Annotated in this window: 14 protein-coding genes; all 14 read right to left on the minus strand. The window is 68.8% G+C overall.

Going from position 1 to position 24,678, the window contains the following annotated elements; translation table 11 throughout:
* Positions 1-86: 86 nt before the first annotated feature.
* Complete coding sequence (gene gspD, locus V3B48_RS20345; RefSeq protein WP_329894314.1) at positions 87-2,288, minus strand: type II secretion system secretin GspD; 2,202 nt, start codon at positions 2,286-2,288, stop codon at positions 87-89.
* Between the two features lie 9 nt (positions 2,289-2,297).
* Positions 2,298-3,092 (minus strand): hypothetical protein, encoded by a 795-nt coding sequence (locus V3B48_RS20350; protein WP_032130126.1) that lies wholly within the window; start codon positions 3,090-3,092, stop codon positions 2,298-2,300.
* A complete protein-coding gene (gene gspM, locus V3B48_RS20355; RefSeq protein ID WP_228355349.1) occupies positions 3,082-3,795 on the minus strand; it encodes a type II secretion system protein GspM in 714 nt (237 codons plus the stop codon). Before gspM ends, V3B48_RS20350 begins: the two co-directional genes overlap by 11 nt.
* Positions 3,776-4,921 (minus strand): PilN domain-containing protein, encoded by a 1,146-nt coding sequence (locus tag V3B48_RS20360; protein WP_032130128.1) that lies wholly within the window; start codon positions 4,919-4,921, stop codon positions 3,776-3,778. The genes gspM and V3B48_RS20360 overlap by 20 nt, the downstream gene beginning before the upstream one ends.
* On the minus strand, positions 4,918-5,781 hold the full coding sequence (locus V3B48_RS20365) for a general secretion pathway protein GspK (RefSeq protein ID WP_032130129.1): 864 nt from the start codon (positions 5,779-5,781) through the stop codon (positions 4,918-4,920). The genes V3B48_RS20360 and V3B48_RS20365 overlap by 4 nt, the downstream gene beginning before the upstream one ends.
* Complete coding sequence (locus tag V3B48_RS20370; RefSeq protein WP_049398128.1) at positions 5,778-6,410, minus strand: type II secretion system protein J; 633 nt, start codon at positions 6,408-6,410, stop codon at positions 5,778-5,780. The genes V3B48_RS20365 and V3B48_RS20370 overlap by 4 nt, the downstream gene beginning before the upstream one ends.
* Positions 6,407-6,826 (minus strand): prepilin-type N-terminal cleavage/methylation domain-containing protein, encoded by a 420-nt coding sequence (locus V3B48_RS20375; protein ID WP_032130131.1) that lies wholly within the window; start codon positions 6,824-6,826, stop codon positions 6,407-6,409. The genes V3B48_RS20370 and V3B48_RS20375 overlap by 4 nt, the downstream gene beginning before the upstream one ends.
* Positions 6,823-7,317: a GspH/FimT family pseudopilin gene (locus V3B48_RS20380; RefSeq protein WP_032130132.1), complete on the minus strand. Its 495-nt coding sequence runs from the start codon at positions 7,315-7,317 to the stop codon at positions 6,823-6,825. The genes V3B48_RS20375 and V3B48_RS20380 overlap by 4 nt, the downstream gene beginning before the upstream one ends.
* Positions 7,318-7,323: 6 nt before the next feature.
* Positions 7,324-7,767, minus strand: a complete 444-nt coding sequence (gspG, locus tag V3B48_RS20385) for a type II secretion system major pseudopilin GspG (RefSeq protein WP_004142831.1) — start codon at positions 7,765-7,767, stop codon at positions 7,324-7,326.
* Between the two features lie 49 nt (positions 7,768-7,816).
* Positions 7,817-9,037, minus strand: coding sequence for a type II secretion system F family protein (locus V3B48_RS20390; protein WP_329894315.1), 1,221 nt, complete (start codon positions 9,035-9,037; stop codon positions 7,817-7,819).
* A gap of 24 nt (positions 9,038-9,061) precedes the next feature.
* A complete protein-coding gene (gene gspE / locus V3B48_RS20395; RefSeq protein ID WP_329894316.1) occupies positions 9,062-10,786 on the minus strand; it encodes a type II secretion system ATPase GspE in 1,725 nt (574 codons plus the stop codon).
* Positions 10,787-10,922: 136 nt separating this feature from the next.
* Positions 10,923-12,776, minus strand: coding sequence for a S8 family peptidase (locus V3B48_RS20400; protein ID WP_049398129.1), 1,854 nt, complete (start codon positions 12,774-12,776; stop codon positions 10,923-10,925).
* Between the two features lie 157 nt (positions 12,777-12,933).
* Complete coding sequence (locus V3B48_RS20405; RefSeq protein ID WP_329894317.1) at positions 12,934-20,112, minus strand: ESPR-type extended signal peptide-containing protein; 7,179 nt, start codon at positions 20,110-20,112, stop codon at positions 12,934-12,936.
* Between the two features lie 438 nt (positions 20,113-20,550).
* Positions 20,551-24,435: a phosphoribosylformylglycinamidine synthase gene (purL, locus tag V3B48_RS20410; RefSeq protein ID WP_329894318.1), complete on the minus strand. Its 3,885-nt coding sequence runs from the start codon at positions 24,433-24,435 to the stop codon at positions 20,551-20,553.
* Positions 24,436-24,678: the final 243 nt, after the last annotated feature.

Genomic DNA, 24,678 nt, shown 5'->3' on the forward strand with positions numbered 1-24,678 from the left:
CCCCGCCCCCCCCTCAGTAAACCCGCTGTTGCCGTTGCTCCAGCTCTGGCCTCTGCGGGTGCCGGGCGCAGCCCGGCCGTAACTCCTTACTTCTTTGCGCGCGGCTGGTTCAGCGGTTCCATCGCGCGGAAGCGCTGGCTGTACTCGTCGGTCAGGGTGCGTGCCTCCTGCCCGTTGCGCACGATGCTCGGCGTCAGCAGCACGATCACCTCTGAACGACGGCTGGTGCGGCTCTTCTGCCCGAACAGTGCGCCCACCACCGGAATCCGGCTCAGGCCGGGGATGCCGCTGCTGCCATCGGTGGCCGTGTCGGTGATCAGGCCGGCCAGCATGATGGTGTCGCCGCTCTGCACCGCCGCTTCGGTCGACAGCTTCTTGGTGGAAATCCGCGGGTTGCAGTTGCGCTCGGTCGGGTTGCAGTTCTCCGGTACGTTCGAGGCGCTGCTCACTTCCTGCACGATGTCGAGGAATACCGTGCCGTCGCGGGTCACGCGCGGGCGCACCTTCAGGATCACGCCGGTGTCGATGTACTGCACCGAGCTGTAGCTGCTGGTGCCGATACCGGTGTTCACCGTGGTGGTATTGATCGGCACCTTGTCACCCACGTTGAGCGTGGCCTCGGCGTTGTTGCGCACGAACACCGAGGGGGTCTGCAGCAGGCGCACATCGGTGACCTTGTCCAGCGCGCTCACCACCGCCGCGCCATTGTGGCCGGTAAACGCCCAGCCCAGTCCTTCACCAGCGGTTGCAGCACCGGCGAAGCTGCTCCAGGAGCCGCCGGCGGCGGGCGGCAGGGTCACGCCGGCCAATGCGCCGGTCAGCGCGCGCCCGGCCACCGCGTTGTCGAAGAACCAGTTCACGCCGTACTTCAGGTCCCCCTCCAGTGCGACCTCGGCCACCTGCGCTTCGATATGCACCTGCAGCGGCATCACGTCCAGCTTCTCGATCACTTCGCGGATCGAACGCCAGGCCTGCGGGGTCGAGCGCACCAGCAGGGTGTTGGTTTCCTCCACCGCCGACACGCCCACGCGATCGCCTTCCACTTCCAGGCTGACGCTGACATTGCCGGACTGGCGCTGCGGCAGGTTCATGCTGCCGTTGCCGGTGCCACTGGAACCACTGCCCGGCGTCGAACCGAAATTGCTGCTGTTGTTGCTGTCCATGCCACGGTCACCGTCGCTGCCCAGCTGCGACGGCATTGCACCCGGTGCCAGCGAGGCCGGGCTGGAGCCGCCGCGGTTGCCGCTGCTGGCGAAGGCTTCACTGAGGCGTTCGGCCAGATCGCGCGCCTTGATGTAGCGCAGCTCATAGGAGAACAGGCGGGCGCTGCCACCGGCGGTGTCGATGCGGTCCAGCCACTGCTGGATCTGGTCCAGGTAACGCACCTGCGGGGTGATCACCAGCACCGCGTTGGCGTTTTCCAGCGGCAGGAAGCGGAACATGCCGGCGCTGGGCGTCTTGCTCTCCTCGCCGAACACCTTCTCCAGGTCGGCGGCCACCTGCTCGGCCTTGCCGGACTGGATCGGGAACACGCCCACCGACATGCCCGACAGCCAGTCAACGTCGAAGATCTCGACGGTGCGCATGTAGTTTTCCAGCTCGGCGCGGGTACCGCCCAGGGTGATCACGTTGCGGCCGCTGTCGACGTTGACGATGGCGTTGGGGCGCGCGTACGGCTCCAGCACCTTCTTCATTTCAGTTGCGGAGATGAACTGCAGCGGGATCACCCGTACCTCGAAGCCACGCGCACTGGCTGCCGGCGCCGTGCTCGGCGCGACAGTGCCGGCCAATGCCTGATCGGCGGCGACGATGTTGTAGCGGCCGCCGCTGTAGACCATGCGGGCATTGTTCCAGCCCAGCACCATCTCCAGCAGGTTCAACGCCTGTGCCGGCGACACCGGCTTGGGCGTGGCCAGGGTGACTGTGCCCTGCACCCCCGGTGCGATCACGTAGTTCTGGCCCAGCATGTCACCGAGGATGGCCTTGACCACCGCATGCACCGACTCGCCTTCGAAATTGAAGGTTGCTTCACCGGTGCTGGCGCCATGCAGTGCCGGAGCCGGTGCGCGTGCTGCTTCGCGGTTGATCATGGTGCCGTTGCCACGGCGGATCACCGCCTGCGGAGCGCCCTGGGCGTCACGGGCAGCATCAGCGGCGACTTCGGCCGCCTGGCCGGCCTCGGCAGTGGGCGACAGATTGCCCTTGCGCTGCACATGCGGTGCGGACACGGTGCTGCAGCCGACCAGCAGCGCGAGGGCAAAGGACCAGGGAAGGAAACGCAGGCTCATGCATTCACTCTATCGGTTGGTGCCATCGCCCGGGGGCGGCGACGGTTGTTGCTGCTGTTGTTGTTGCTGCAGCTGGCGGCGACGGGCCTGGATGCGTTCGCGGATGGCCTGCATCTGCGCTTCGCTGGGGCCGTTGTTGTTGGCAGGCGGTGTGGCGGCCGCCGCAGCCGAGGATGCCGGCGCACTGCCAGCAGGCGACGGCGATGCGGTTGCCGCAGCCGGCGGCGGTGCCGGCGGAGCGCCTGCCGGGGGCGGCACAACGATCGCACCGGCCGGTGGCGCACCGTTGGCGCCGCGCAGCACGGTCGGCGGTTCACCCCCCTGCCCGTTGAATACCGCCAGTTCCAGCACCTGGTTGCCACCGGGGCCGATCACGGTGGCCTGGCGCGGCTGCAGTGCGACCAGCTGCCAGCCGTCGACGGCTTCACCGTTGAGGCGCAGGCGCAGCGAGCGGTTCTGTTCGGTGGTGAAGGTGGCCATGCCAAAGTCGCCGGTCAGCAGCACGCCGGTCAGGCGCAGTGCGGCGCTGGCGGCGGGCTCGCTGCCGCCGAGCAGGTAGGGCTTCGGCCTGCGGTCCTCGGCGAACAGCGGTCGCTCGCCGATCGCGCTGTAGCTGTCGGCGCTGGCCATGCGTTCTGCGGCCAACGGCGGCAGCACCGGCAACGAAGGCACCGCATCGGCATCACCGTCCGCACCTGGCAGCTGGCTGCCCAGACCGAAGCCGGTGGCCAGCCAGACCGCGGCCGCCCAGCCGGCCAGTGCCAGCAGGAAGCCGGTGCGCAGGCTGATCTGCTCAAGCTTCATCGGCCACCTCCTGCCCTTCTTCCGGCGCAGCCGGTGCGGCGGCCGGTGCAGGTGTGGCCGAAGGCGGTTGCGGCGCCGCGCCCGGTTCGGCTGCAGGTGCCGGCGCAGCGCCATCGGCCGCAGCACCGGGCAGCAGGTAACCTGCCAGTTCGAACGACACGTCCAGGCCGAGCCCGGACTCGTTGGGCGACTGCTGGAAGCGCTGCGCGATCAGGTTGAGGTTGTCGACGAACAGGCGCGGGCTGCCGGTTTCCAGGCTGTGCAGCACCGTGGCCAGTTCGGCCACACCGCAACGCAGGCGCACCTGCATGGCCACGCGCACGAATTCGGCGTCACGGCGGTTGTCGGTCAGTGGCGTGCGGTTGCTGATGGTGCAGCTGCGGTTGCCCGGGCTGGCCATCGCCACCGCATCCTGCAGCTTCGCGCCCAGCGCAGCGGCCGCAGCTTCGGCGGTGGCTTCGCGCAGGAAGCCCGGCCGCTGCTGCAGTGCCTCGCGGGTGGCGCGCAGGCGCTGTTCGATCTGCGGCTGCTGCTGCAGCTGCGCCTGCACGCGCTGCTCGCGCTCGCGCAGGGCAGCCACGTCGGCGTCGATTTCGCGCAGTGGCTGGGTGAACCAGGGGTGCACCAGCAGCAGGTACGCCAGGCCCAGCACTGCCAGCAGCAGCGCCAGTGCCAGCCAGCGGTCACGGCGTGCGCTTGGCATCGGCATCGGCCGCCTCCCGGGTCGGGGCCGCAGCCGGCAACGGCTGCAGTTCGGCGGTCATGGTGAAGCGGTCACGGCCACTGGCGGCGCCATCGGCCTGCAGTACGCCGGTCAGATTGACCTTGCGCCACTGCGGTGCGTCCTGCAGCAGTTGCACCAGCTGCGAGGCCTCGCGGCTCAGGCCGATCAGCTGCAGGTTGTTGTTCTCGATGGCCAGCTTTTCCAGGTAGGTGCCCTCCGGCAGGCGCCGGGTCAGTTCATTCCAGATTTCCACCGTTCCGGCGCGCTGGCTGCGCTGCTTTTCCAGGAATGCGGCACCATCGATCAGCGCCTGCAGCTGCGCGCGTTCGCTGGCGACACCACGCGCACTGCGTGCACTGCGCTCGACCTGCGCACGCAGTTCGTCGGCGGCGGCGCGGCGGTTGTCGAGCAGCTGCAGGGCCGCCAGCACCAGCATCACCAGCGCGGCCACGGCCAGCAGCACATTCCAGCGCCGCGTCGGGTCTGCCCGCAGCTGGCGCTGCCCCGGTGGCAGCAGATTCACCTGCAGGGGTTCACCCTCGGTGTCGATGGCATCGACACCGGCCAGTGCATCGGCCCATTCGCCTACGCTGGCCCGCCACGCCTCAAGCTGGCGCAGTGGCCAGGCGATCAGTTCGACCTGCAGCTGGCCCTCGGCGGCGCCCCCGAGTTCACGCACGTCATAGCTGACCTGGCTGGATTCGAACGGCGTCTGGCGGTCGATCTCGAAACCGACCACAGCGCGCAGCCGGTCGGCCGCAGCCGCAGGCAGGCGCAGATGACGACGCAGTACCTCGCTGGCCGGCAGCAGCCACACCCGCGGCAGGCTGCGCAGTCGCGGTTCCAGCACGCGGTCCAGTTCGGCCGGCGACAGCGGCCATGGCACGCTGGCAACTGCTTCGCGGCGTTCTCCGGCCTCTCGCCAGACCTGCAGCTGCTCACCCTGGCGCTGCAGCAGCAGGCGCGCCTGTGCCCAGCCCAGTGCCCACTGCCAACGTGCCGGCACCCAGGCCAGCAGCGATTGCCGCCACCAGCGCAGGAAACGGCCGGCGCCAGGGCCGATCCGGCCCTGCACCTGCCGCACACTGTCCTGCCATGCCGTCATCTTGCTGTCATTCCCTGCTCCCAGCGAAGCACTGTGTAGGACCGCCCGGGAACCCCGCCCGAGCCATTGCGTACCACTGCCTGCAACACCGACCGGCGTCCACTGCCGTCGGTTGCACGAGACTCGATACTATAGGTGCCGCTGCTGCTGGCAAGCGTTGTCGCACCGCCAGCGGTATCTGCGTCACGCTCCTGCTGTGCGCGCTGCGCCAGCACGGTATCCGCATCCAGGCCCAGTGCGGTCAGCACCGGCGCGCTGGCGAACTGGGGATCCGGGCGTGCCTGGCGGCTGTACAGGGTCAGGTGCGGCAGCATGGCCTTGTACAGCGGGCCGCGCATGCCCAGTACCCGCTGCAGTTCACCGAGCGTCTCGAAACGCTTGTTGCGTGGGCCATACGGCAACCCCGCCGCCGCATAGTCCGGGGCTTCGGCACCGCCGCCCGGCTGCAGCAGGCTGTCTTCATCACGCCAGTCGACAATGGCACCGGCCAGCTGCCGGGCCGCCCCTTCGTCTTCGCCGAGCGCCTTGAGGAACGCGGTCAGCAAGGTCACGTCGGCCAGGTTCAGGTTGATCTTGCCGTTCTCGTCCAGCACCTTGATCTCGATGCTGGCGTCATCGAACTGCCAGCGGTAGGTTCGGCCATCAGCGCGCCAGGGCGCCCGCAGCGGATCGGCGGACAGGCGCAGCAGCGCGTACTCCAGGCCGGCGCGCGCCCGTTCCTGGCCGCGTGCATCGTCATCCAGCACCCGCTGCTGCAGATGCTCGACCCGTGCGCTCAGCGCGAACGCACCGACCAGCGCGGTCATCAATGCGATCAACCACAGCACCAGTACCAGTGCCGCACCGTGTTGCCGGTTCATCGCGCGCCTCCGCTGCCACCGTTACGCGGCGCCACCACCAGCGTCGGCCAGGGCGCGCCCCTGGCCGGGACGATCTTGATCTCCACCAGCATCGGCAGGCGGCGGGTATCGTCCCAGCGCGGCATCCAGTCGCTCACCTGGCCGGTACTGGCATCGATGCCGCGATAGCGCAGTTGTACCGACTTCAGGTTTTCCACCAGCACTTCCGGCGGGCGCGGCGGGTTCTCGGCGATGCGCTCGCCTTCCTGCAGCAGCACCAGGTCCAGCAGCAGGCGCTGCTGGCCATCGCGGCCGTCCACCTGCAGCGCGTGCAGGTAGGGTCCGCCGCGGCCGAGGTAGCCCGGCAGATCGGCGGCGAACAACATGCGCTGCTCTTCGCCCTGGAAGAAGATCGGTTCGCGGGTGGGATCGGGTACTTCCAGCGGCGTGCGCAGCGCACCGGCCAGCTGCCGCCGCAACAGCGCCTGCACCGCGCGCATGCGCTCACTCTCGGCCGCGATCTGCTCGCCACGCTGACTGACCGCCATTGCCGAGCGGACGCTGGCGAACGCCAGCGCCAGGCCACCGGCCAGCAGCACCGTGGCCAGCATCACTTCAACCAGCGTGAAACCTGCGGCGCGGCGCTTCATCGCGCGCTCTCCAGGTCCGGCGGCAGCAGGCGCAGGCTGCGCCAGCGCAGCTGCTCTCGTTCGCTGTCGCCCCAACGCACCTGCAGCTGCAGTTCGGCCAGCCAGGGGGCACCGGCCGACTGTGACTGCACGGCGTTGCCGGCACGTGGCTCCACCCACGGCTGCACCTGCAGCTCCCAGTGGTAGCGTCCCTGTTCCCAGTCGCCCTGCTGGCTACCCACCTGCAGTGGCGTGGCGACACCGGTTTCGGCCAGCAGCGACTGCGCATGCAGTATCGCGCGCGTGCGCAGCTCGGCCTCGCGCACCTGCCTGGCACCACCGGACAGACTGCCCAGCAGCAGGGTCAGCGCCAGCCCGAGCAGGGCAAAGGCGATGATCACTTCCAGCAGGGTGAAGCCGCGAACGTGCCGCTTCATTGTGCCCGCCAGGGGCCGGAGCGGACCTCACCGGTCAGCCAGCCCACGTCGATGCGCCATTCGGCATCGTCACGCTGCAGCCGGATGCGGCCACCGCTGGAGCCACCATCGGGATGGAACTCGATCACGCCCTGCCCTGGCGCAGTGGCCAGCTGCGCGGCGCCTTCGAACTGCACCTGCAGCTGTGCCGGCACGTCACCATGGCGCTGGTTGGCGCCTTCCCAGCGCCGCTTTGCCGGTTCGATGACAAAGCGCTGCGGCTCGCCGCGGGCGATCGCCTGCGCGCGTACCACCCGCAGCTGGTTGGCGATGTCCTTGCCGGCGCTGCGCAGCTGCATGCCGGCGAAGCCGCGCGACAGGCCGGCGGCGGTAATCAGGCCGATCGCTGCGATCAGCGCGATCACCAGCAGCATTTCCAGCAGCGACAGGCCCGCTGCGCGCCTGCCGTGCAGGCGCGGGCGAGGCAGCCGGCGCGGCAGGAAGTACGTCATGCAGGATTACGGCTGGTAGCGGATGTCGGCATCGACGCTGCTGCCGCCGGCCTTGCCATCCTTGCCGAGGCTGATCAGCTCGTACGGCTGGCCTTCGCCCGGCGCACGGTACTCCAGCGCGTGGCCCCACGGGTCATTCAGGTCGGCCGGCTTGGCGTACGGGCCCAGCCAGCCGCCGACACCTGCCGGTGCGGTCACCAGATCGTTGAGCGAGCCAGGCAGCTTGCCGGTATCGATCTGGTAGTTGTCGACCTTGGAGGCAACGGTCTGCACCTGCGCCTTGGCGATGTTGGCCTTGCCGCGATCGGCGCCGCCCAGCACGCGGCTGGCGACCAGGGTCAGCACCGCGCCGATCAGCACGATGACGATGATGATTTCCAGCAGGCTCATGCCCGACTGGTTGCGCGCGGCAGTGAAGGAAAGGCGGATTGGTCGACGGGAAGCAATCATGGTCGGTCCTTTCAGTTGCGGAGTGTCGGGGTTGCGTAGGGAGCCATCGTCAGCCGATGGCATTGGTCAGGTCGTACAACGGCACCAGCACGGCGACGATCACCGCACCGACCACCGAGGCCAGCACCAGGGTGATCGCCGGCACCATCGCCGCCAGCAGGCGGTCGATGCGCCGGGCGCTGTCCTGTTCGAAGGTATCGGCCGCTTTCAGCAGCATGGTATCGAGTGCACCGGATTCCTCGCCGACCTGGATCATCTGCAGCGCCAGGCGCGGGAAACGCTTGCCGCGCGACAGCGCCAGCGACAGGCCGGTACCGTTCTTCACTTCATCCGCGGCGGCTTCCACATCGGCGGCCAGCGCGCGGTTGCCCAGCACGTTGCGGGCGATGCCCAAGGCACCCAGCAGCGGCACGCCATTGCGCAGCAGCGTGCCCAGCGTGCGGGCCAGCCGCGCGGTTTCCAGTTCGCCGAGCAGGCGGCCGATGCCGCGACGCTGCAGCAGCCAGCCATCCAGCGCCAGCCGGAAGGCTGGTTGCCGCGCCTTGCGTTCGAAGAACAGCGCGAGTATCCCTGGCACCACCAGCAGCAACACCCACCAGTCGCGCACGAACAGACCCAGCTGCAGCACCACGTTGGTGAACCACGGCAGCGCCACATCCAGGCTTTCGTACATCTGCGCGAACTGCGGCACCACGTAGCCGAGCAGGAACAGCAGCGCGCCGCCCACCACCACCAGCAGGATGGCCGGGTACACCAGCGCGTTGATCACCTTGCCCTGCAGCGCGCGGCTGCGTTCGAGGTAGTCGGCCAGGCGCTGCAGGGTTTCGTGCAGGCTGCCGCCGGCTTCACCGGCCCGCACCATGTTCACGTACAGGCGCGAGAACAACCCATGCTGGCGCTCCAGTGCGGTCGACAGCGGCGCGCCACCGCGCACCACATCGCGGATGTCGGTGATCGCGCGGCGCGAGCGTTCGTCTTCGGGCAACCCGAGCAGGATCGACAGCGCGCGATCCAGCGGCTGGCCTGCACCGAGCAGTGTCGCCAGCTGCTGGGTGAACTGCAGCAATGCAGCGCCCTGCAGCGGCCGTTGGCGGAACAGGTTGCGCCAGGTACTGCCACCGATCGCACCGCCATCGGCCAGCTGGGTCTCCATCGGCAGATGGCCCTGGTCCTGCAGGCGCGCGACCAGCTCGGCCTCGCTTGCCGCTTCCATCTGCCCGTCGAAGATCTCGCCGTGCGGATTCAGTGCCTTGTAACGGTAGGTCGGCATGTCAGCCCCGGCGTCCTGCGCGCATCAGCTTTCCTCGGTGACGCGCAGGACTTCCTCGATGGTCGTCTGACCACTGAGGGCCTTGGACAGGCCATCTTCGTACATCGTGCGCATACCGGCTTCGCGGGCAATGCGTTCGATCTCGCCCATGCCGTCGCGGCGCATCACCGCGCGCCGTAGCGCGTCGTTCATCACCAGGAATTCCATGATGGTGGTCCGGCCGAGGTAACCGGTCGGCGCCAGCGCGGAGGGCTTCGGGCGGTACAGGTAGATCGGTCCTTCCGGCTGCAGGCGGCGCAGCTCGAAGCGTTCGATCTCTTCCGGCGAGGCTTCATAGCGCTCGGCATGGGTCGGCTCCAGCCGACGCACCAGGCGCTGGGCCAGGATGCCGTTGATGGTGGAGGTGAGCAGATAGTCTTCCACGCCCATGTCGAGCAGGCGGGTGATGCCGCCGGCTGCGTTGTTGGTATGCAGGGTGGACAGCACCAGGTGGCCGGTCAGCGCCGACTGGATCGCGATGCGCGCGGTTTCCAGGTCGCGCATTTCGCCGATCATGATGATGTCCGGGTCCTGGCGCACGATGCTGCGCAGGGCGTTGGCGAAGTCGAGGCCGATCTGCGGCTTGGCCTGGATCTGATTGATGCCTTCGATCTGGTATTCCACCGGGTCTTCGACCGTGATGATCTTGACGTCGGCAGTGTTCAGCTGGCTCAGCGCGGTGTACAGCGTGGTGGTCTTGCCTGAACCGGTCGGGCCGGTCACCAGCAGGATGCCGTGCGGCTGTTCCAGCACCTTGCGGAACTGCGGCAGGAAGGCGTCAGTGAAACCGAGACGATGGAAATCGAACACCACCGTTTCGCGGTCCAGCAATCGCATCACCACGCTTTCGCCGTGCGCGGTCGGCACCGTGCTCACGCGCAGGTCCAGCTCCTTGCCCTGCACGCGCAGCATGATGCGGCCGTCCTGCGGCAGGCGGCGCTCGGCGATGTTGAGCCGGGCCATGATCTTGATGCGGCTGATCACCGCAGCAGTGAGGTTGGCCGGCGGGCTTTCGCCTTCCACCAGCACGCCATCGACGCGGTAACGCACCTTCAACCGGCTTTCGAACGGTTCGACATGGATGTCCGAAGCGCGCAGTTCCACCGCGCGCTGGATCACCAGGTTGACCAGGCGGATCACCGGCGCTTCCGAGGCGAGGTCACGCAGATGCTCGATATCATCGACCGCACCGCCCTCGCCATCGGCGGTTTCGACGATCGCGCCCATCGCGCTGCGGCCCTGGCCGAACCAGCGTTCGACCAGGTCATCAATTTCTGCGCGCATGCCCAGCACCGGTGTCACCGGCACACCCAGTGCCAGCTGCACGGCCTGCTGCGGATAAGGATCATGGGCATCGGCCAGCCACAGCCGGACCCCCTGTTCATCCAGCGCGAGCGGGCAGACATGGAACTGCTTGAGGAAGCGCAGCGACAACGGCAAGCCTTCCGCCAGCCCTTGTGGCGGTGCTTCCGACAGCTGTTTGCCTTCCAGCAGCGGCAGCCCCAGCACTTCGGCGCTGGCCTGGGCCTGGTCACGCTCGGAGACCAGCCCCAGCCGCACCAGCAGGCCCAGCAGGCTACCGCCGGCCTCTGCGTGCAGCGGCCGCGCACGTGCCAGATCGCCTTCCTTCAGCCGGCCGCGCGCCAGCAGCGCATCCAGGATGCGGCCTTCAGCGTCGTCGGCAGCGGCGGTAGCAGCAAGCGCGTTCACATGACTCTCCTGTCAATCGGCTCGACTTTAACAGTTAAGCCATGATTTCCGCCGCCCCTGCGCCACCTTTCGTAAAAAGACGAAGCCCGTCACATGGGATGACGGGCTTCGGCCATTCAACTACGACAGTTCAAGCTTACTGCGTGGCGAGAATGCTCACCCCGTTGTAGGCCGCTTCACCCACCACCTTGATGTAGTAGGTGGCCGCCACCGGCTTGGTCACCCGCACCGTCTCGGAGGTGCCCGGACGGGTCGACTTGGCGTCGTTGTCGCTGGCACTGGGCTCACGGCCTTCAGCCACGTAGACCGAAACGTTGCCGGTGCCACCGTAGGTGATCACGCTGAACTGCTTGCCGGCAGCCGCTTCGAAGCTGTAGAGCTTGCTGCTGCCGGCCGCACCGGACAGGCCACCGACGGCGGCCTTGTTGGTCAGCGGCGTGGCCACCGGCCCGCAGTTCTCGGTGCACGGTTCTTCCAGTGCCTTGGCCAGCGCAGCCTTGGCATCGAGGATGCCGGTACCGATCGGGGTGGCCGCCGGGATGGCGACCGGGAACGGACGCGCGGTTTCCTTCAGCAGGGTGCGCATGGCCGCCGGAGTCAGCGGATCCTTGCCCTTGGCGATCAGTGCGCTCTGCACCAGTGCAGCAACGGCGGCCACATGCGGCGAGGCCATCGAGGTACCGCCCATGCCCATGTAGCCCGGCGTGCCCGATTCCGGCGTGGTGGCCGCATTGGAGCCGGTCTGCCAGATGTAGCCACCCGGGTTGCCGTCGACACTGCCGCCGCCACCCGGACCGGACAGGTCCACGCGGGTGCCATAGTTTGAGTAGTAGGTGATGCCACCGGTGATGCGCGTGGCACCCACGGTCACCACGCCTTCGCAGCTGGCCGGACGGTACTTGGACGCGTTGTCGGTCTCATTGCCGGCCGCCACCACCACGGTGGTGCCACGCGAGATCGCGCCGTTGATGGCGTCCTGGTAGGTGCTGCCGCAGGCGCCGCTGCCGCCCAGGCTCATGTTGATGATCTCGGCCGGGTTGGTGTTGGCCGGGATGCCGGTCACCGTGCCACCCGATGCCCAGACCACCGCGTCGGCGATGTCGGACAGGTAGCCGCCGCACTTGCCCAGCACGCGCACCGGCAGCACCTTGGCCTTGTAGGCGACACCGGCCATGCCGACGCCGTTGTTGGTCTGCTCGGCGACGGTGCCGGCGACGTGGGTGCCGTGCCAGGAACTGTCCTCTGCCAGCGAGCCGTCATAGCACTCGTTGTCGTTCTCGACCCAGTCACCGTAGTCCTGCGCACCCGGCACACGATCGTTGGTCGGGCGCCGCGAGGTCTCCGCATCGCTGATGAAGTCGTAACCCTCCAACAGGTTGCCGACCAGGTCCGGATGCTGCGGCAGGATGCCGGTATCGATCACCGCCACCACGATGCCCTCACCCTGCGAGACATCCCATGCCGCCGGTGCGTTGATGCCGCCGACGGCGTTGTGCAGGTGCCACTGGTTCTGCTGGTAGAAGGGATCGTTCGGCACCAGCGCCGGCTGTACGTCGCCGGCACGCAGCTCGGTGCGGCGCAGCTTGACGTCGGCTTCGGCGTACTGCACCGACGGGTCGGCCTGCAGTTCCTTCAGCACACGCTGCAGTTCGGCCGGGGCCAGGCGGCCCTGCACGCGGATCAGGTCCGCACCGGTAGCGAGCTTGCGTACCACCTGCGGGCCGAGGGTACTGGCACGTGAGGTACCGCCGGAGAGGCTGGCCCGGGTCAGCGCCGACTGCACGGTGGACAGCTTCGCCGAGCGGTCGGTGGCGGCGGCAGCGCCGGCCCGGTACTTGACGATGATGCGCTCGGCGCCCGGCTGGGCGGTGCTGGCCTGGCGCACCGGTTCGCGGGTCGGCAGGCCGGCGGCGTGGACGGCACCGACGGCCGTCATCGACAGCACGGCGGCGGCAAGCACATTGATGCGAAGGTTCTGCTTCTTGATCACGTCGAATTCCTCTTCTGGGTCATGGATCGAACCAACACTGCGGCCATCATTCCTTGACGACTCCCGGCCGGCCCAGCCGGGATTGCCGTGACCTCCCCCCAGGCCCTCACTGCAGGTGCTGCGCCGGCGTGGGTGGCCGCCGGCGCGATGGAGTGGCTTACCAGCCGAAGCCGGCACCGACGCCAACCGAGCTGTCGTCGCTGCTGAAAGCACCGCCGAAGGTCACCGTGGCGCGATCGCTGATCGCACGCTGGTAGCCCAGCGACAACGCCGACTCGCCGCCCTGGAAACCAATGCCGACGCCGACCCGGTTCTGGGTGCGGATACCGGCGGCACTGGTGGCCATGTTGAGCATCGCCGCGCTCATCGCACCCTGGCGGTCGATGCGGCGATCCATGTGGCGCAGGCGCCCGTCGATCTCGCCCTTGAACACATCGAAGCTGTCGGCGACGGCCTGGACGCGGCTGTCGGTGTAGCTGTTGGCCGTGGCCATGCCACGGTCGAGCTGGCCCTTGTTGACCGCATCGGTGGCCGTGGTACCCGCCGCCACATTGGTGACCTGGCGCTCGTTGCCTTCACTGCCCACCGAGACCGTGTTGGCACGATCGGCAACCGAGCCCTGGCCCAGCGCCACCGCGTTCGCCGCGGTGGCATTGGCGCCCTGGCCGATGGCCGTGGACGAAGCGCCACTGGCGACGGCGCCCTCGCCCATGGCGACGGCATTGAAGCCCGTCGCGGGAGTGCCAACCGGAATCCCGGCACCGGCGGCGGCCGCGGTCGGCGTGCCCTGCACACGCGCGGTGCTGGCCGGTGCCGCGTCGGCCGTTGCAGGTGCATCAGCGGAGCTGGCCAGCGGCCTCTCATCCAGCGAGGCACTCATCGCGCGCAGGTTGGCAGTCCCGGCACGCGAGCCACCGGCGGTTCTGCGGTCGATCTCGCTGACCTTGCGGTCCAGCGCGCCGAGCGCATCGCCGACGTTGCTGTAGGTGGCGCCCTGGATCACGTAGTTCGGAGCCACGAACACCCCCTGCATGCCGACGCTGGCACCACCGCCGAGGAAGCTGGCGGCATCGCTGAGCGACTGGAACAGCTGGCCGCCGTTGATCGCCTGGCGACTGCCCGCAGCGATGCTGCCGGCACCGACGTTGTCGATGGTGGTGCCCTGGAAGCCGGACAGGGTCAGGCGGTCACGGCTGGCGTCGTCGTAGCCGACCGCGCTGGCCGCGGTGGTTTCCACGGTGGCGATGCGCGAATCGAAATCGCCCACGCGCGTTTCCACCGCGCCCACCCGCTGGTTGGTGACGTTGAGCTGGGAGCCAGTGATGGCATCGCTGCTGCCGGCGGCGATGCGGCCATCGGCCACATTGACGATGCGGCGCGTGGCTGGACCATCGGTGCCATTGCCACCGCCGACCGACACCACGTTGGCATCGAGCGCACGCGAGCCCGCACCCAGCGCCACCGAGTTGGCACCAGACGCGCCGGCACTGTTGCCCAGTGCAAGTGCACCGTTGCCGATCGCCATCGCGTTGGCGCCCAGCGCATTGCTGCGTGCGCCGCTGGCACTGGCCGCCGAACCGATCGCGGCGGCATCACTGCCGCTGGCGCTGGCGATACCTGCGCCGGTGGCCTTGACGTAACGTGCCGTGCCATCGGCAGTCGCTGCGACCGCATCAAGCTGGCCACGATTGACCGCATCGGTGCGCTCGGTACCGGCAGCGACGCGGGTGATCTGACGATCACTGGTACTGCTGCCCACCGACACGGTGTTGGCACGGTCGGCCACCGAGCCTGCGCCCAGTGCGATGCTGCCGGCCGCCGAAGCGTTGGCACTGACACCCACCGCGGTGGCATTGGCGCCGGTGGCCTTGCTGCCGTAACCCACTGCAGTGCCAAGGCGACCACTGGCTTCGGCATAGCTGCCCAGCGCCGAAGCGCCATCGGCCGAAGCATTGGCACGGAAACCACTGGCCTGCGACTGGGTGCCGCTGGCCGTGGCCTGCGCGCCGCTGGCAGTGCTGTAAGCGCCCTTGGCCTGGGCGCCGGCGCCGGTAGCACTGGCGCCGAGTTCGCTGGCGCTGGCGCCACTGCCCACGGCTACGCTGTCGACACCAGCAGCCTGCGCTGCGTTGCCGAGCGCCGCCGCATTGTTGCCGGTGGCCAGCGCATCGAAGCCCACGGCCGTGGCATTGCCGGCCATGGCATTGGCACCACTGCCCAGCGCGGTAGCGCCGTTGCCGATGGCGTTGGCCGCGTTGCCGGCGGCCAGTGCGTTGTCACCGTCCACCAGGGCACCGGCCTCGCCATCGGCATTGCCGCTGGCCTGGAACTGCCGGCTGGTCTTGTCGGCGACGCTGGCGACTGCATCCAACTGGCCCTTGTTCACCGCATCGGTGGCTTCGGTACCGGCTGCGACATGGGTGACCTGGCGCTCACCGCCCGCCTTGCCGACGGCCACCGTGTTGTCACGGTCGGCCTTGGAGCCGGCACCGAGCGCGACGCTGTTGCTGCCATTGGCGGTGGCGTTGGCACCCAGCGCGGTGGCACTGCTGCCTGCCGCCCACGAATTCCAGCCGATCGCCGTGGCGTAGTCTTCGGTGGCCCACGCGCCCGCACCGAATGCCGCGGCACCGGTGCCACTGGCACGCGACGGGATCAGGCCGAAGAAGGTGCTGCCGCCGATGGCCACGCTCTCCTCGCCACTGGCCTCGCTGGACTGACCCACGGCAACGGCACCGGTACCGGCCGCAGCGGCACCGAAACCGACTGCAGTGGTGTTGGCACCACTGGCTGCCGAGCCGTAGCCCAAGGCAGTGCCGAGGCGACCGCTGGCTTCGGCGTAGCCGCCGACAGCGGTAGTGCCATCGGCGGACGCTGCGCTGCGGAAGCCGCTGGCCAGTGCCTGGGTGCCGCTGGCATTGGCTTCAGTGCCCGTGGCCGTGCTGTAGGCACCGCTGGCCTGCGCGCGCGCGCCGACCGCGCTTGCGCCCAGTTCACTGGCGCTGGCGCCGGTACCGAGCGCCAGGCTGTCTTCGCCGGTAGCCTGTGCCGTGCTGCCCAGGGCCGCCGCGTTGCTGCCGGTGGCCAGCGCATCGATGCCCACGGCCGTGGCGTTGGCGGCCAGCGCATTGGCACCACTGCCCAACGCGGTGGCACCGTTGCCGATCGCGTTGGCCGCGTCACCGGCCGCCAGCGCGTTATCGCCCTCCACCAGCGCCCCGGTTTCACCATCGGCATTGCCGCTGGCCTGGAACTGCCGGCTGGTCTTTTCCGCTGCCGCGGCTACGGCATCGAGCTGATTCCTGTTGACCGCATCATTGCCCTGGGTGCCGTCGGCCACGTTGGTGATCTGGCGGGTATTGCCGCCGCCGCCCACCGACACGGTGTTGTCGCGGTCGGCAATCGAGTCCGCACCCAGCGCCACGCTGTTGGCACCGCGCGATTCGGCGGCGTTGCCCAGTGCGGTGCTGTTGATGCCCCCCGACCAGGCGCCACCACCCACCGCAGTGGAGTAGTTGCCCGATGCCTCGGTGGCCAGCAGACCGAACAGCGAGCCGCCAACGGCGACACTGTTGGTGCCGGTGGCCAGGCTGCCCTGGCCGGTGGCGGTGCTGTAGGCGCCGGACGCTTCCGAGTCGCCACCCACGGCCACGCTGTTGGAGCCGGAGGCGTTGGCGAAGTTGCCGAACGCGGTGGCATTGAACGCCGAGGCCTGCGCGTAGCCACCGATGGCGGTGCTGTAACCGCCGCTGGCTTCGGCACCGATACCGAAGGCCGCCGACGCCGTACCACTGGCTACGCTCTCGCTACCGACAGCGGTGGCCGCGTCACCACTGGCATTGCTGAAGTAGCCCACGGCCACGGCCTCTTCGCCGGACGCTTCGGACAGCACGCCATTGGCAGTGCTACCGGCGCCGCTGGCGATGCTGGCCGCACCGAACGCCGCGCTCTGCTCGCCGCTGGCTTCGCTTTCCGCGCCATGCGCGGTGGCGTACTCGCCCGTGGCCTGTGCGTTGGCACCAACAGCGCTGGCGTTGGCTGCGGTCGCCAACGCATTGAAGCCCAGCGCCTGTGCGTTGCTGGCCAGCGCATTGGCGCCGCTACCCAGTGCGGTGGCGCCGTTGCCGATGGCGTTGGCGGCATCACCGGCCGCCAGTGCGTTGTCACCTTCCACCAATGCACCGGCTACGTCGTCGCCGTTGCCGCTGGCCTGGAAGAAGCGGCTGGTGGTGGTGGCCGTGGTCGCCACCGCATCCAGCTGCGCCTTGTTCACCGCATCGGTGGCCTGGGTGCCGGCGGCGACGTTGGTGACCTGGCGTTCGTTGCCGGCGCTGCCCACCGACACCGTGCGCGCGCGGTTGGCGACCGAACCGGCACCCAGCGCGACCGTGTTGCTGGCGCTGGCATTGCTGCCGGCACCGAGCGCGATCGCACTCTCACCACCGGCCACCGTGTTGGTGCCGATGGCGATGCTGTTGATGCTGTTGCCCAGCGCCTGGAAGCCCAGCGCCACGCTGTTGTCGCCATAGCCGAAGGCACCACGGCCGACCGCTGTGGAGCTGGCGCCGTTGGCCCAGCTGTTGTAACCGATGGATGTTGCGCCGCTGCCACTGGCCCAGGCCGCGTTGCCGAACGCCGAGGCATTGGTGGCAGTGGCCCATGCACCCGAACCGAATGCTGCTGCGCCACTGGCAGTGGCCCAGCTGTATCCGCCTACTGCGGTGCTGTCATCGCTGCTGGCGAATGCGCTGTCGCCGACCGCAACCGCATAGCTGCCGGTGGCGCGCGACTTGCCGCCTGCGGCGAAGCTGTTGTCACCACTGGCCTTGGCCGCGTTGCCGAAAGCGCTGCTGGCAGCCCCGGTGGCCTGCGCACCGCTGCCGACTGCGGTGGCATCGGCAACAGCGGTGGTGCCCACCTGCTGCGCCGTGCCATCAGCACCGATGATCGGCTGGTTGAACTCGTCGTAGGCCTGGCCGAGGCCACCGATGGCGACACCGCCATTACCGGTGGCCGCGCTGTTGCGGCCCACGGCCACGCTGTCATCGCCGATGGCCGACGCGGCAGCACCCTGCGCGATGGCACCTGCGCCGATCGCATTGCTCGACGAACCCACAGCGATGGAGCCTTCGCCATCAGCCAGTGCGCCAGCATCACTGCCCGCCTCCGGCTGTGCCTGGAAGAAACGCGCGGTGGTGTCGGCAGTGCCGGCCACGGCGTCGAGCTGGGCTTTGTTCACCGCATCGGTGGCTTCGCTGCCCGCAGCGACGCTGGTGATCTGCCGCTCGTTGCCGGCGCTGCCGACGGCCACGCTGTTGGCGCGCACCGCTTCGGAATTCGCGCCGAGTGCCACACTGTTCGCGCCGCGTGCGGTGGCGTAGTAACCCACGGCAGTGCTCTGCGCTCCGCTCGCCCAGGTCTGCGCGCCCAGGGCACTGGCGTTCTCGCCCGGTGCATAGGCGAAGTAGCCGACCGCGGTCGCTTCGGCGCCGGAGGCTTCGCTGAGGCTGCCGTTGGCCACGGCACGGTCGCCACTGGCGATGGCACCGGCACCGACGGCGGTGGCGGCTTCGCCACTGGCCTGGGTCTGCACGAAGAAGCCCAGGCCGGGGATCAGGTCAGCCGGGCCACCGATGGCGACGCTGCTGGTGCCCGTCGCGTTGCTCTGCGTACCCAGCGCGGTGGAATAATCGCCGATGGCATTGGCCACGGCGCCGAAGGCCGACGCCTGCGCACCGGCCGCATAGGCGCCGACGCCGTAGGACGACGCCGCAAAACCACTGGCTTCGGCACTGGCGCCGACCGCAGTGCCGCCGACGCCTGCGCTGGTTGCGCCGGTTTCCACCGGCACGCCGCCGCTGGTGATCAGCGGGTTGCCATCGGCATCCACCGCAGCGCCACCCACGGCAACGCTGCCTGGACCGTTGGCCTGCGCGTTGTTGCCGAACGCGGCACTGTTCTGGCCCGAGGCCAGCGCGTTGTTGCCAACGGCAGTGGCGTTCTGCGCGATGGCGGTGGCGCCGGCACCGACTGCAGTGGTGCCGTTGCCGATGGCATTGGCGGCCTCGCCGGCCGCCAGCGCCTCGTCGCCCTCGGCCAGTGCACCGGCATCGCTGTTGCTGCTGCCGTTAGCCTGGAAGCGCTTGGCGGTGGCATCGGCCACGGCGGCAACGTCCTTCAGCTGACCGACATTGACTGCATCGTTGTCTTCGGTGCCTGCGGCCACGCTGGTGATCTGCCGGGTCAGGCCGTATTCGGCGGCACCAACGGACACGGTATCGACGCGGTCGGCCAGCGAGCCCGCGCCGAGCGCCACGCTGCCGGTGGCCACCGCCGCGGAATTCGAACCCAGCGCGGTGCTGTATTCACCGACGGCGGTGCTGAACGCACCCACCGCGATCGATGCTTCGTTGGCTGCGGTAGCGCCGCGGCCCAGCGCGGTGCTGCCCGGGCCCATCGCCACGGCACCGCCGCCAACAGCGGTGGCGCCATCGGCAGTCGCTTCGGACAGCGCACCCAGCGCGGTGGCCGCGCCGTTCTCGCTGGCGGCGGTCGCGCTTGCGCCAACCGCGGTGTCGCCGAGACCGAAGGCCGCAGCGCTCTGCCCGACCACCACGCTGGCATCGCCGATTGCCAAGGCGCCCTGGCCGAACGCGCTTGCGCCCAGGCCCGCGGCAATGGCCTGGGTACCGATGGCAGTGGTGGCATTGGCCAGCGACTGTGCGCCGACACCGGCCGCGACTGCGCCCTGCCCGTCGATCTTCGCCGCGTCGCTGTCATCGCCTGCGCCATCGGCCTTGAAATAACGGTTGCCATCTGCGGCAACGTCGGCCAGCGCAGCCTGGGTGGCGCGCGCCTGCGCGTCCAGCTGCGCCTTGTTCACCGCATCGGTGGCCTGGCTGCCTGCGGCAACATTGGTGATCTGCCGTTCCTTGCCGGTGTCACCGACGGACACGGTGTTTGCGCGGGTGGCCTTGGAGCCGGCGCCGAGCGCCACGCTGTTGGCCGCACTGGCGCTGCTGTTGCTGCCGATCGCCACCGCGTTGCTGCCCTTGGCCGTGGCAGAGCCTTCGATCAGGCACTTTTCGAGCAGCTTGCCGCTGAATGCCACGCAGGTGGCGCTGCCGCCGATCTGCACCGACTGTGCTGCGGCGATACCGCTCATGCCCAATCCCAATACCAGGCCCAGTGCCATCGCCAACCTTGCGGGCGCAGCCTGCGTTGCATCGCGGCGCTGGTCGACGACCCCGCCGCCGCTGTCGGAGGAGGCCAGTTCCGAGGCCACCACCAACTGACCCAATGCTTTGTTCCAGACCTTGCGATAAATCCGATTCATCGGTACGGCTCCTGATTGGACTGGTTTTGGGCAAAGCAACGCCACCGCTGGGCTTTCCGGCCCAACGTCCCCTGGGGGCGTTTATTCGCGTGATTTACTGCGGGGTATTGCCGAACGGCGCGCAGCGACAGAAAACCGAGCGCGTGCGCCAAGCGGTTACTGCGAAATGAATGATTCTGAAACGGGGTTCAAGTGTTAACGGCAACTTTGCAGATCGTCAAGACTTTGACACAGCAAATCCTATTGCCGTGAAGCACATCACTATTTCACGTGTTTATGAAAGGATTTTGTTATGCATGCGTGACGATTCCTCGACGCATGAAAATGCATGTAACTAGCGGTCGCGACTGGAGTTTCAAGCGCGCAAAGAAAAACCCGCCGATCAACGGCGGGTTTTTCCATACGCGATGGCATTGAGGCCTGCGCGATGCAGTGCGATCAGCCGCACCACACCCGCGCGTTGCGGAACATGCGCATCCACGGCGAGTCACCCTGCCACTCGGCCGGAGCCCAGCTCAGGTTGAGCGCGCGCGGGGTGCGTTCCGGGTGCGGCATCATGATGGTGACGCGGCCGTCACTGCTGGTCAGGCCGGTGATGCCGTCCGGCGAACCGTTCGGATTCAGCGGGTACTGGCTGGCAACGTTGCCGTGGCCATCGATGTAGCGCAGCGAGACACGTGCGGCGGCCTGGTCAACGGCGTTGTCGAACACGGCCTGGCCTTCGCCATGCGCCACCGCCACCTGCAGGCGCGAGCCGGCCATGCCACGCAGCAGGATCGACGGCGATTCCACCACTTCCAGCAGCGCGGTGCGGGCTTCGAACTGCTCGCTGGCGTTGCGACGGAACTGCGGCCAGTGCTCGGCACCGGGGATGATGCCCTTCAGCTGGCTCATCATCTGGCAGCCGTTGCACACGCCCAGCGCGAAGCTGTCCTCGCGGGCGAAGAACGCAGCGAAGGCATCACGCAGCGCGCTGCGCTCCAGGATCGAGGTGGCCCAGCCACGGCCGGCACCGAGCACGTCGCCGTAGCTGAAGCCACCACAGGCGACCAGGCCGGTGAAGTCCTGCAGGGCCACGCGGCCTTCGATCAGGTCGCTCATATGCACGTCGAAGGCGCGGAAGCCGGCACGTTCGAAGGCGTTGGCCATTTCAATCTGGCCGTTCACGCCCTGCTCGCGCAGCACGGCCACGCGCGGGCGCGCACCGGTGCTGATGAACGGCGCCGCCACGTCCTCGTTGAGGTCGAAGCTGAGCTTGGGCTTCAGGCCCGGCGCTGTGAAGGCACGCGCAATCTCGCGCTCGGCGTCGGCGTTGGCCGGGTTGTCGCGGCGCTTCTGCATCGCATGGGTGACCGACCACCAGGCGTCGAACAGCGCGTCCCAGCGCCACTCGGCCAGGTTCTCGCCGCCCAGCGACACGCGCACCACCGGCGCGGTGGTCGGCTTGGCGATGCGCTGTGCGCATTCGGTCAGTGCGTGGCGTTCGACCAGGTCGGCGAAGGCCGCACGGTCTTCGCGCGCGATCTGCACCACCGCGCCCAGTTCTTCATTGAACAGGCTGCGGAACGGATCATCGCCCCAGGCATCGAGAGTGATGTCCAGGCCCAGGCGCGAGGTGAAGGCCATTTCGCACAGCGCAGCGAAGGCACCGCCGTCGCTGCGGTCGTGGTAGGCCAGCAGCAGCCCGGACTGGCGCGCATCGCGGATCAGTTCGAAGAAGCCACGCAGGCGCTGCGGGTCGTCCAAGTCCGGCGCGGCACCGGCGAAAGCCGGCAGCTCGCCGTGGTCGGCATGCACCTGGGCCAGGATCGAACCACCCAGGCGCTGCTTGCCGGCACCGAGGCCGATCAGCCACAGCTCGCTGTCCACGTCGCGGTCGAGCAGCGGGGTCAGCTGCTGGCGCACGTCGGCCACCGGCGCGAACGCCGAGATCACCAGCGACACCGGCGACACGCTCTTGTGCGCTTCGCCCTGGTCGTGCCACTGCGCCTGCATCGACAGCGAGTCCTTGCCTACCGGAATGCTGATGTCCAGCTGCGGGCACAGTTCCATGCCCACCGCCTTCACTGCGTCGTACAGCAACGCGTCTTCGCCCGGGTGGCCGGCCGCGGCCATCCAGTTCGCCGACAGCTTGATCTCATCCAGCGCATCGACCGGGGCCGCGCACAGGTTGGTCAACGCTTCGCCCACCGCCATGCGTGCCGAAGCAGCGGCGTCGAGCAGGGCCAGCGGGGTGCGCTCGCCGATCGACATCGCTTCACCGGACACGCCGTCGAAGTCGGCCAGGGTGATCGCCACGTCGGCCACCGGCAGCTGCCACGGGCCGACCATCTGTTCGCGTGCGGTCAGGCCACCGACGCTGCGGTCACCGATGGTGACCAGGAAGTTCTTTGACGCCACCGTCGGGTGCGCGAGCACGCGAAGGCCGGCTTCCTGCAGGTCCAGGCCGCCGGTCTTCAGCGCCGGCCAGCGCGGGGCCGACGGATGCGCGGTGTCGCGGTGCATCTTCGGCGGCTTGCCGAACAGCACATCCATCGGCAGGTCGATCGGCGCATCGGCCGGGGTGTGGCCCGGCACCGCACCGTAGGCCACCACCAGGTGTTCCTCGGCAGTCGCCACGCCAACCGCGGCGAACGGGCAGCGCTCGCGGGCACACAGTGCGGCGAACTCGGCCAGGCGCTCCTGGGCCACGCCCAGCACGTAGCGTTCCTGCGACTCGTTGCACCACAGCTGCATCGGCGACAGCGACGGATCATCGGTGGGCACCTTGCCCAGATCGATGACACCGCCGACCTTGGAGTCGTGCAGCAGTTCGGGGATGGCATTGGACAGGCCACCGGCACCGACGTCGTGGAAGAACTTGATCGGGTTGTTGGCGCCCATCGCCACGCAGCGGTCGATGACCTCCTGGCAGCGGCGTTCCATTTCCGGGTTGTCGCGCTGCACGCTGGCGAAGTCCAGGTCTTCGGCGCTCTCGCCGGAGGCCACCGAACTGGCGGCACCGCCGCCCAGGCCGATCAGCATTGCCGGGCCACCCAGCACGATCACCGCGTCACCGGCCTGCAGCTGGATCTTGTCGACCTGCACGCGGTCGATCGCGCCGAGGCCACCGGCCAGCATGATCGGCTTGTCGTACGCGCGCACCAGATCGGCGCCTTCCGGCAGCTCGAAGCTGCGGAAGTAGCCGAGCAGGTTCGGGCGGCCGAACTCGTTGTTGAACGCTGCGCCGCCAAGCGGGCCGTCGGTCATGATTTCCAGCGCCGGTGCCATGCGCGGGTTCAGCGCGCGCGGCGCTTCCCACGGCTGCGGCAGTTCCGGAATGCGCAGGTGCGAAACCGAGAACCCGGACAGGCCCGCCTTCGGCTTGCCGCCTCGGCCGGTCGCGCCTTCGTCGCGGATCTCGCCACCGTTGCCGGTCGATGCGCCCGGGAACGGCGCGATCGCGGTCGGATGGTTATGCGTTTCCACCTTGATCTGGAACGCGCTGGGCACCTGCGGCTCGCGGCGGTATTCGCCGCTGGCCGGATCCGGGCGGTAACGCGACGCCGGATGGCCTTCGATCACTGCGGCATTGTCGCTGTACGCGCTGAGCGTGTGCTGCGGGGTCTGCTGGTGGGTGTTCTTGATCATCCGGAACAGCGAGCGGTCCTGTTCCTGGCCGTCGATGGTCCAGCTGGCGTTGAAGATCTTGTGGCGGCAGTGCTCGGAATTGGCCTGCGCGAACATCATCAGCTCGACGTCGGACGGCGCGCGGCCGAGCGCGGTGAAGCGTTCGCGCAGGTAGTCGATCTCGTCCTGGGCCATGGCCAGGCCGAGGCGCTGGTTGGCAGCCTCCAGCTGGTCCACCGGCACGCGTTCCAGTTCACCGCGGGCCGGCGCCGAGAACAGCGCCAGGCCCTGTTCCACGGTCTCCAGCACCGACTGCGTCATCGGGTCGTGCAGCGCCTTGACCAGCGCCTGCTGGGCGGCGGCATCGGCCGGCCACCCCTGCACGTCGATGCGCAGGCCACGCTCGACCCGGCTGACCGGCTGCCCGGCACCACGGACCAGTTCGGTGGCCTTGCTCGACCACGGCGACAGCGTGCCCAGGCGCGGCACCACGATGCGGCTGACCGCGCCGTCGGCCACGGCCTCGGCCTGCGGCGCGGCTTCGAGGATGCGGCACAGGGTGGTCAGGTCGGGGGCGGCGCTGCCTTCGGGCTGCACGAAGTAGACGTGCCAGGCACCGCTGATGCGCAGGGAGGGCGCGATGGACTGCAGGCGGGATTCAAGACGTTCGCGGCGGAACGGCGACAGGGCGGGCGCGCCCTCGAGGACCATCATGTCCGGGGAACCGTAGTTGGGAAACGGGCCCGACATTGTACCGGAAGCGGGGGAAGGGCTTTGGCCGGGCGGCGCCCGGCACCCGCAGAGGCGCCCAAGCCAAGGCCACAGCCAGAGCAAAGGCAAAAGCCACAGCAACAACGGGCATTCCTTGGGATGGCGGGGTGGTGGGGGCCAGCAGGACACGCCGTAAACCCGTCCATGGGGGCTCGATGGCGCCATCCATGGCGCCAACGGTCCTGC

This window comes from Stenotrophomonas sp. SMYL20 (genome assembly GCF_036320045.1).
GTDB lineage: Bacteria > Pseudomonadota > Gammaproteobacteria > Xanthomonadales > Xanthomonadaceae > Stenotrophomonas > Stenotrophomonas maltophilia_A.

Excerpts from the sequence above, each read along its gene's own strand:
- gspD (WP_329894314.1), bottom strand. The coding sequence starts at position 2,288 with ATGAGCCTGCGTTTCCTTCCCTGGTCCTTTGCCCTCGCGCTGCTGGTC.
- V3B48_RS20350 (WP_032130126.1), bottom strand. The coding sequence starts at position 3,092 with ATGAAGCTTGAGCAGATCAGCCTGCGCACCGGCTTCCTGCTGGCACTG.
- gspM (WP_228355349.1), bottom strand. The coding sequence starts at position 3,795 with ATGCCAAGCGCACGCCGTGACCGCTGGCTGGCACTGGCGCTGCTGCTG.
- V3B48_RS20360 (WP_032130128.1), bottom strand. The coding sequence starts at position 4,921 with ATGACGGCATGGCAGGACAGTGTGCGGCAGGTGCAGGGCCGGATCGGC.
- V3B48_RS20365 (WP_032130129.1), bottom strand. The coding sequence starts at position 5,781 with ATGAACCGGCAACACGGTGCGGCACTGGTACTGGTGCTGTGGTTGATC.
- V3B48_RS20370 (WP_049398128.1), bottom strand. The coding sequence starts at position 6,410 with ATGAAGCGCCGCGCCGCAGGTTTCACGCTGGTTGAAGTGATGCTGGCC.
- V3B48_RS20375 (WP_032130131.1), bottom strand. The coding sequence starts at position 6,826 with ATGAAGCGGCACGTTCGCGGCTTCACCCTGCTGGAAGTGATCATCGCC.
- V3B48_RS20380 (WP_032130132.1), bottom strand. The coding sequence starts at position 7,317 with ATGACGTACTTCCTGCCGCGCCGGCTGCCTCGCCCGCGCCTGCACGGC.
- gspG (WP_004142831.1), bottom strand. The coding sequence starts at position 7,767 with ATGATTGCTTCCCGTCGACCAATCCGCCTTTCCTTCACTGCCGCGCGC.
- V3B48_RS20390 (WP_329894315.1), bottom strand. The coding sequence starts at position 9,037 with ATGCCGACCTACCGTTACAAGGCACTGAATCCGCACGGCGAGATCTTC.
- V3B48_RS20405 (WP_329894317.1), bottom strand. The coding sequence starts at position 20,112 with ATGAATCGGATTTATCGCAAGGTCTGGAACAAAGCATTGGGTCAGTTG.
- purL (WP_329894318.1), bottom strand. The coding sequence starts at position 24,435 with ATGATGGTCCTCGAGGGCGCGCCCGCCCTGTCGCCGTTCCGCCGCGAA.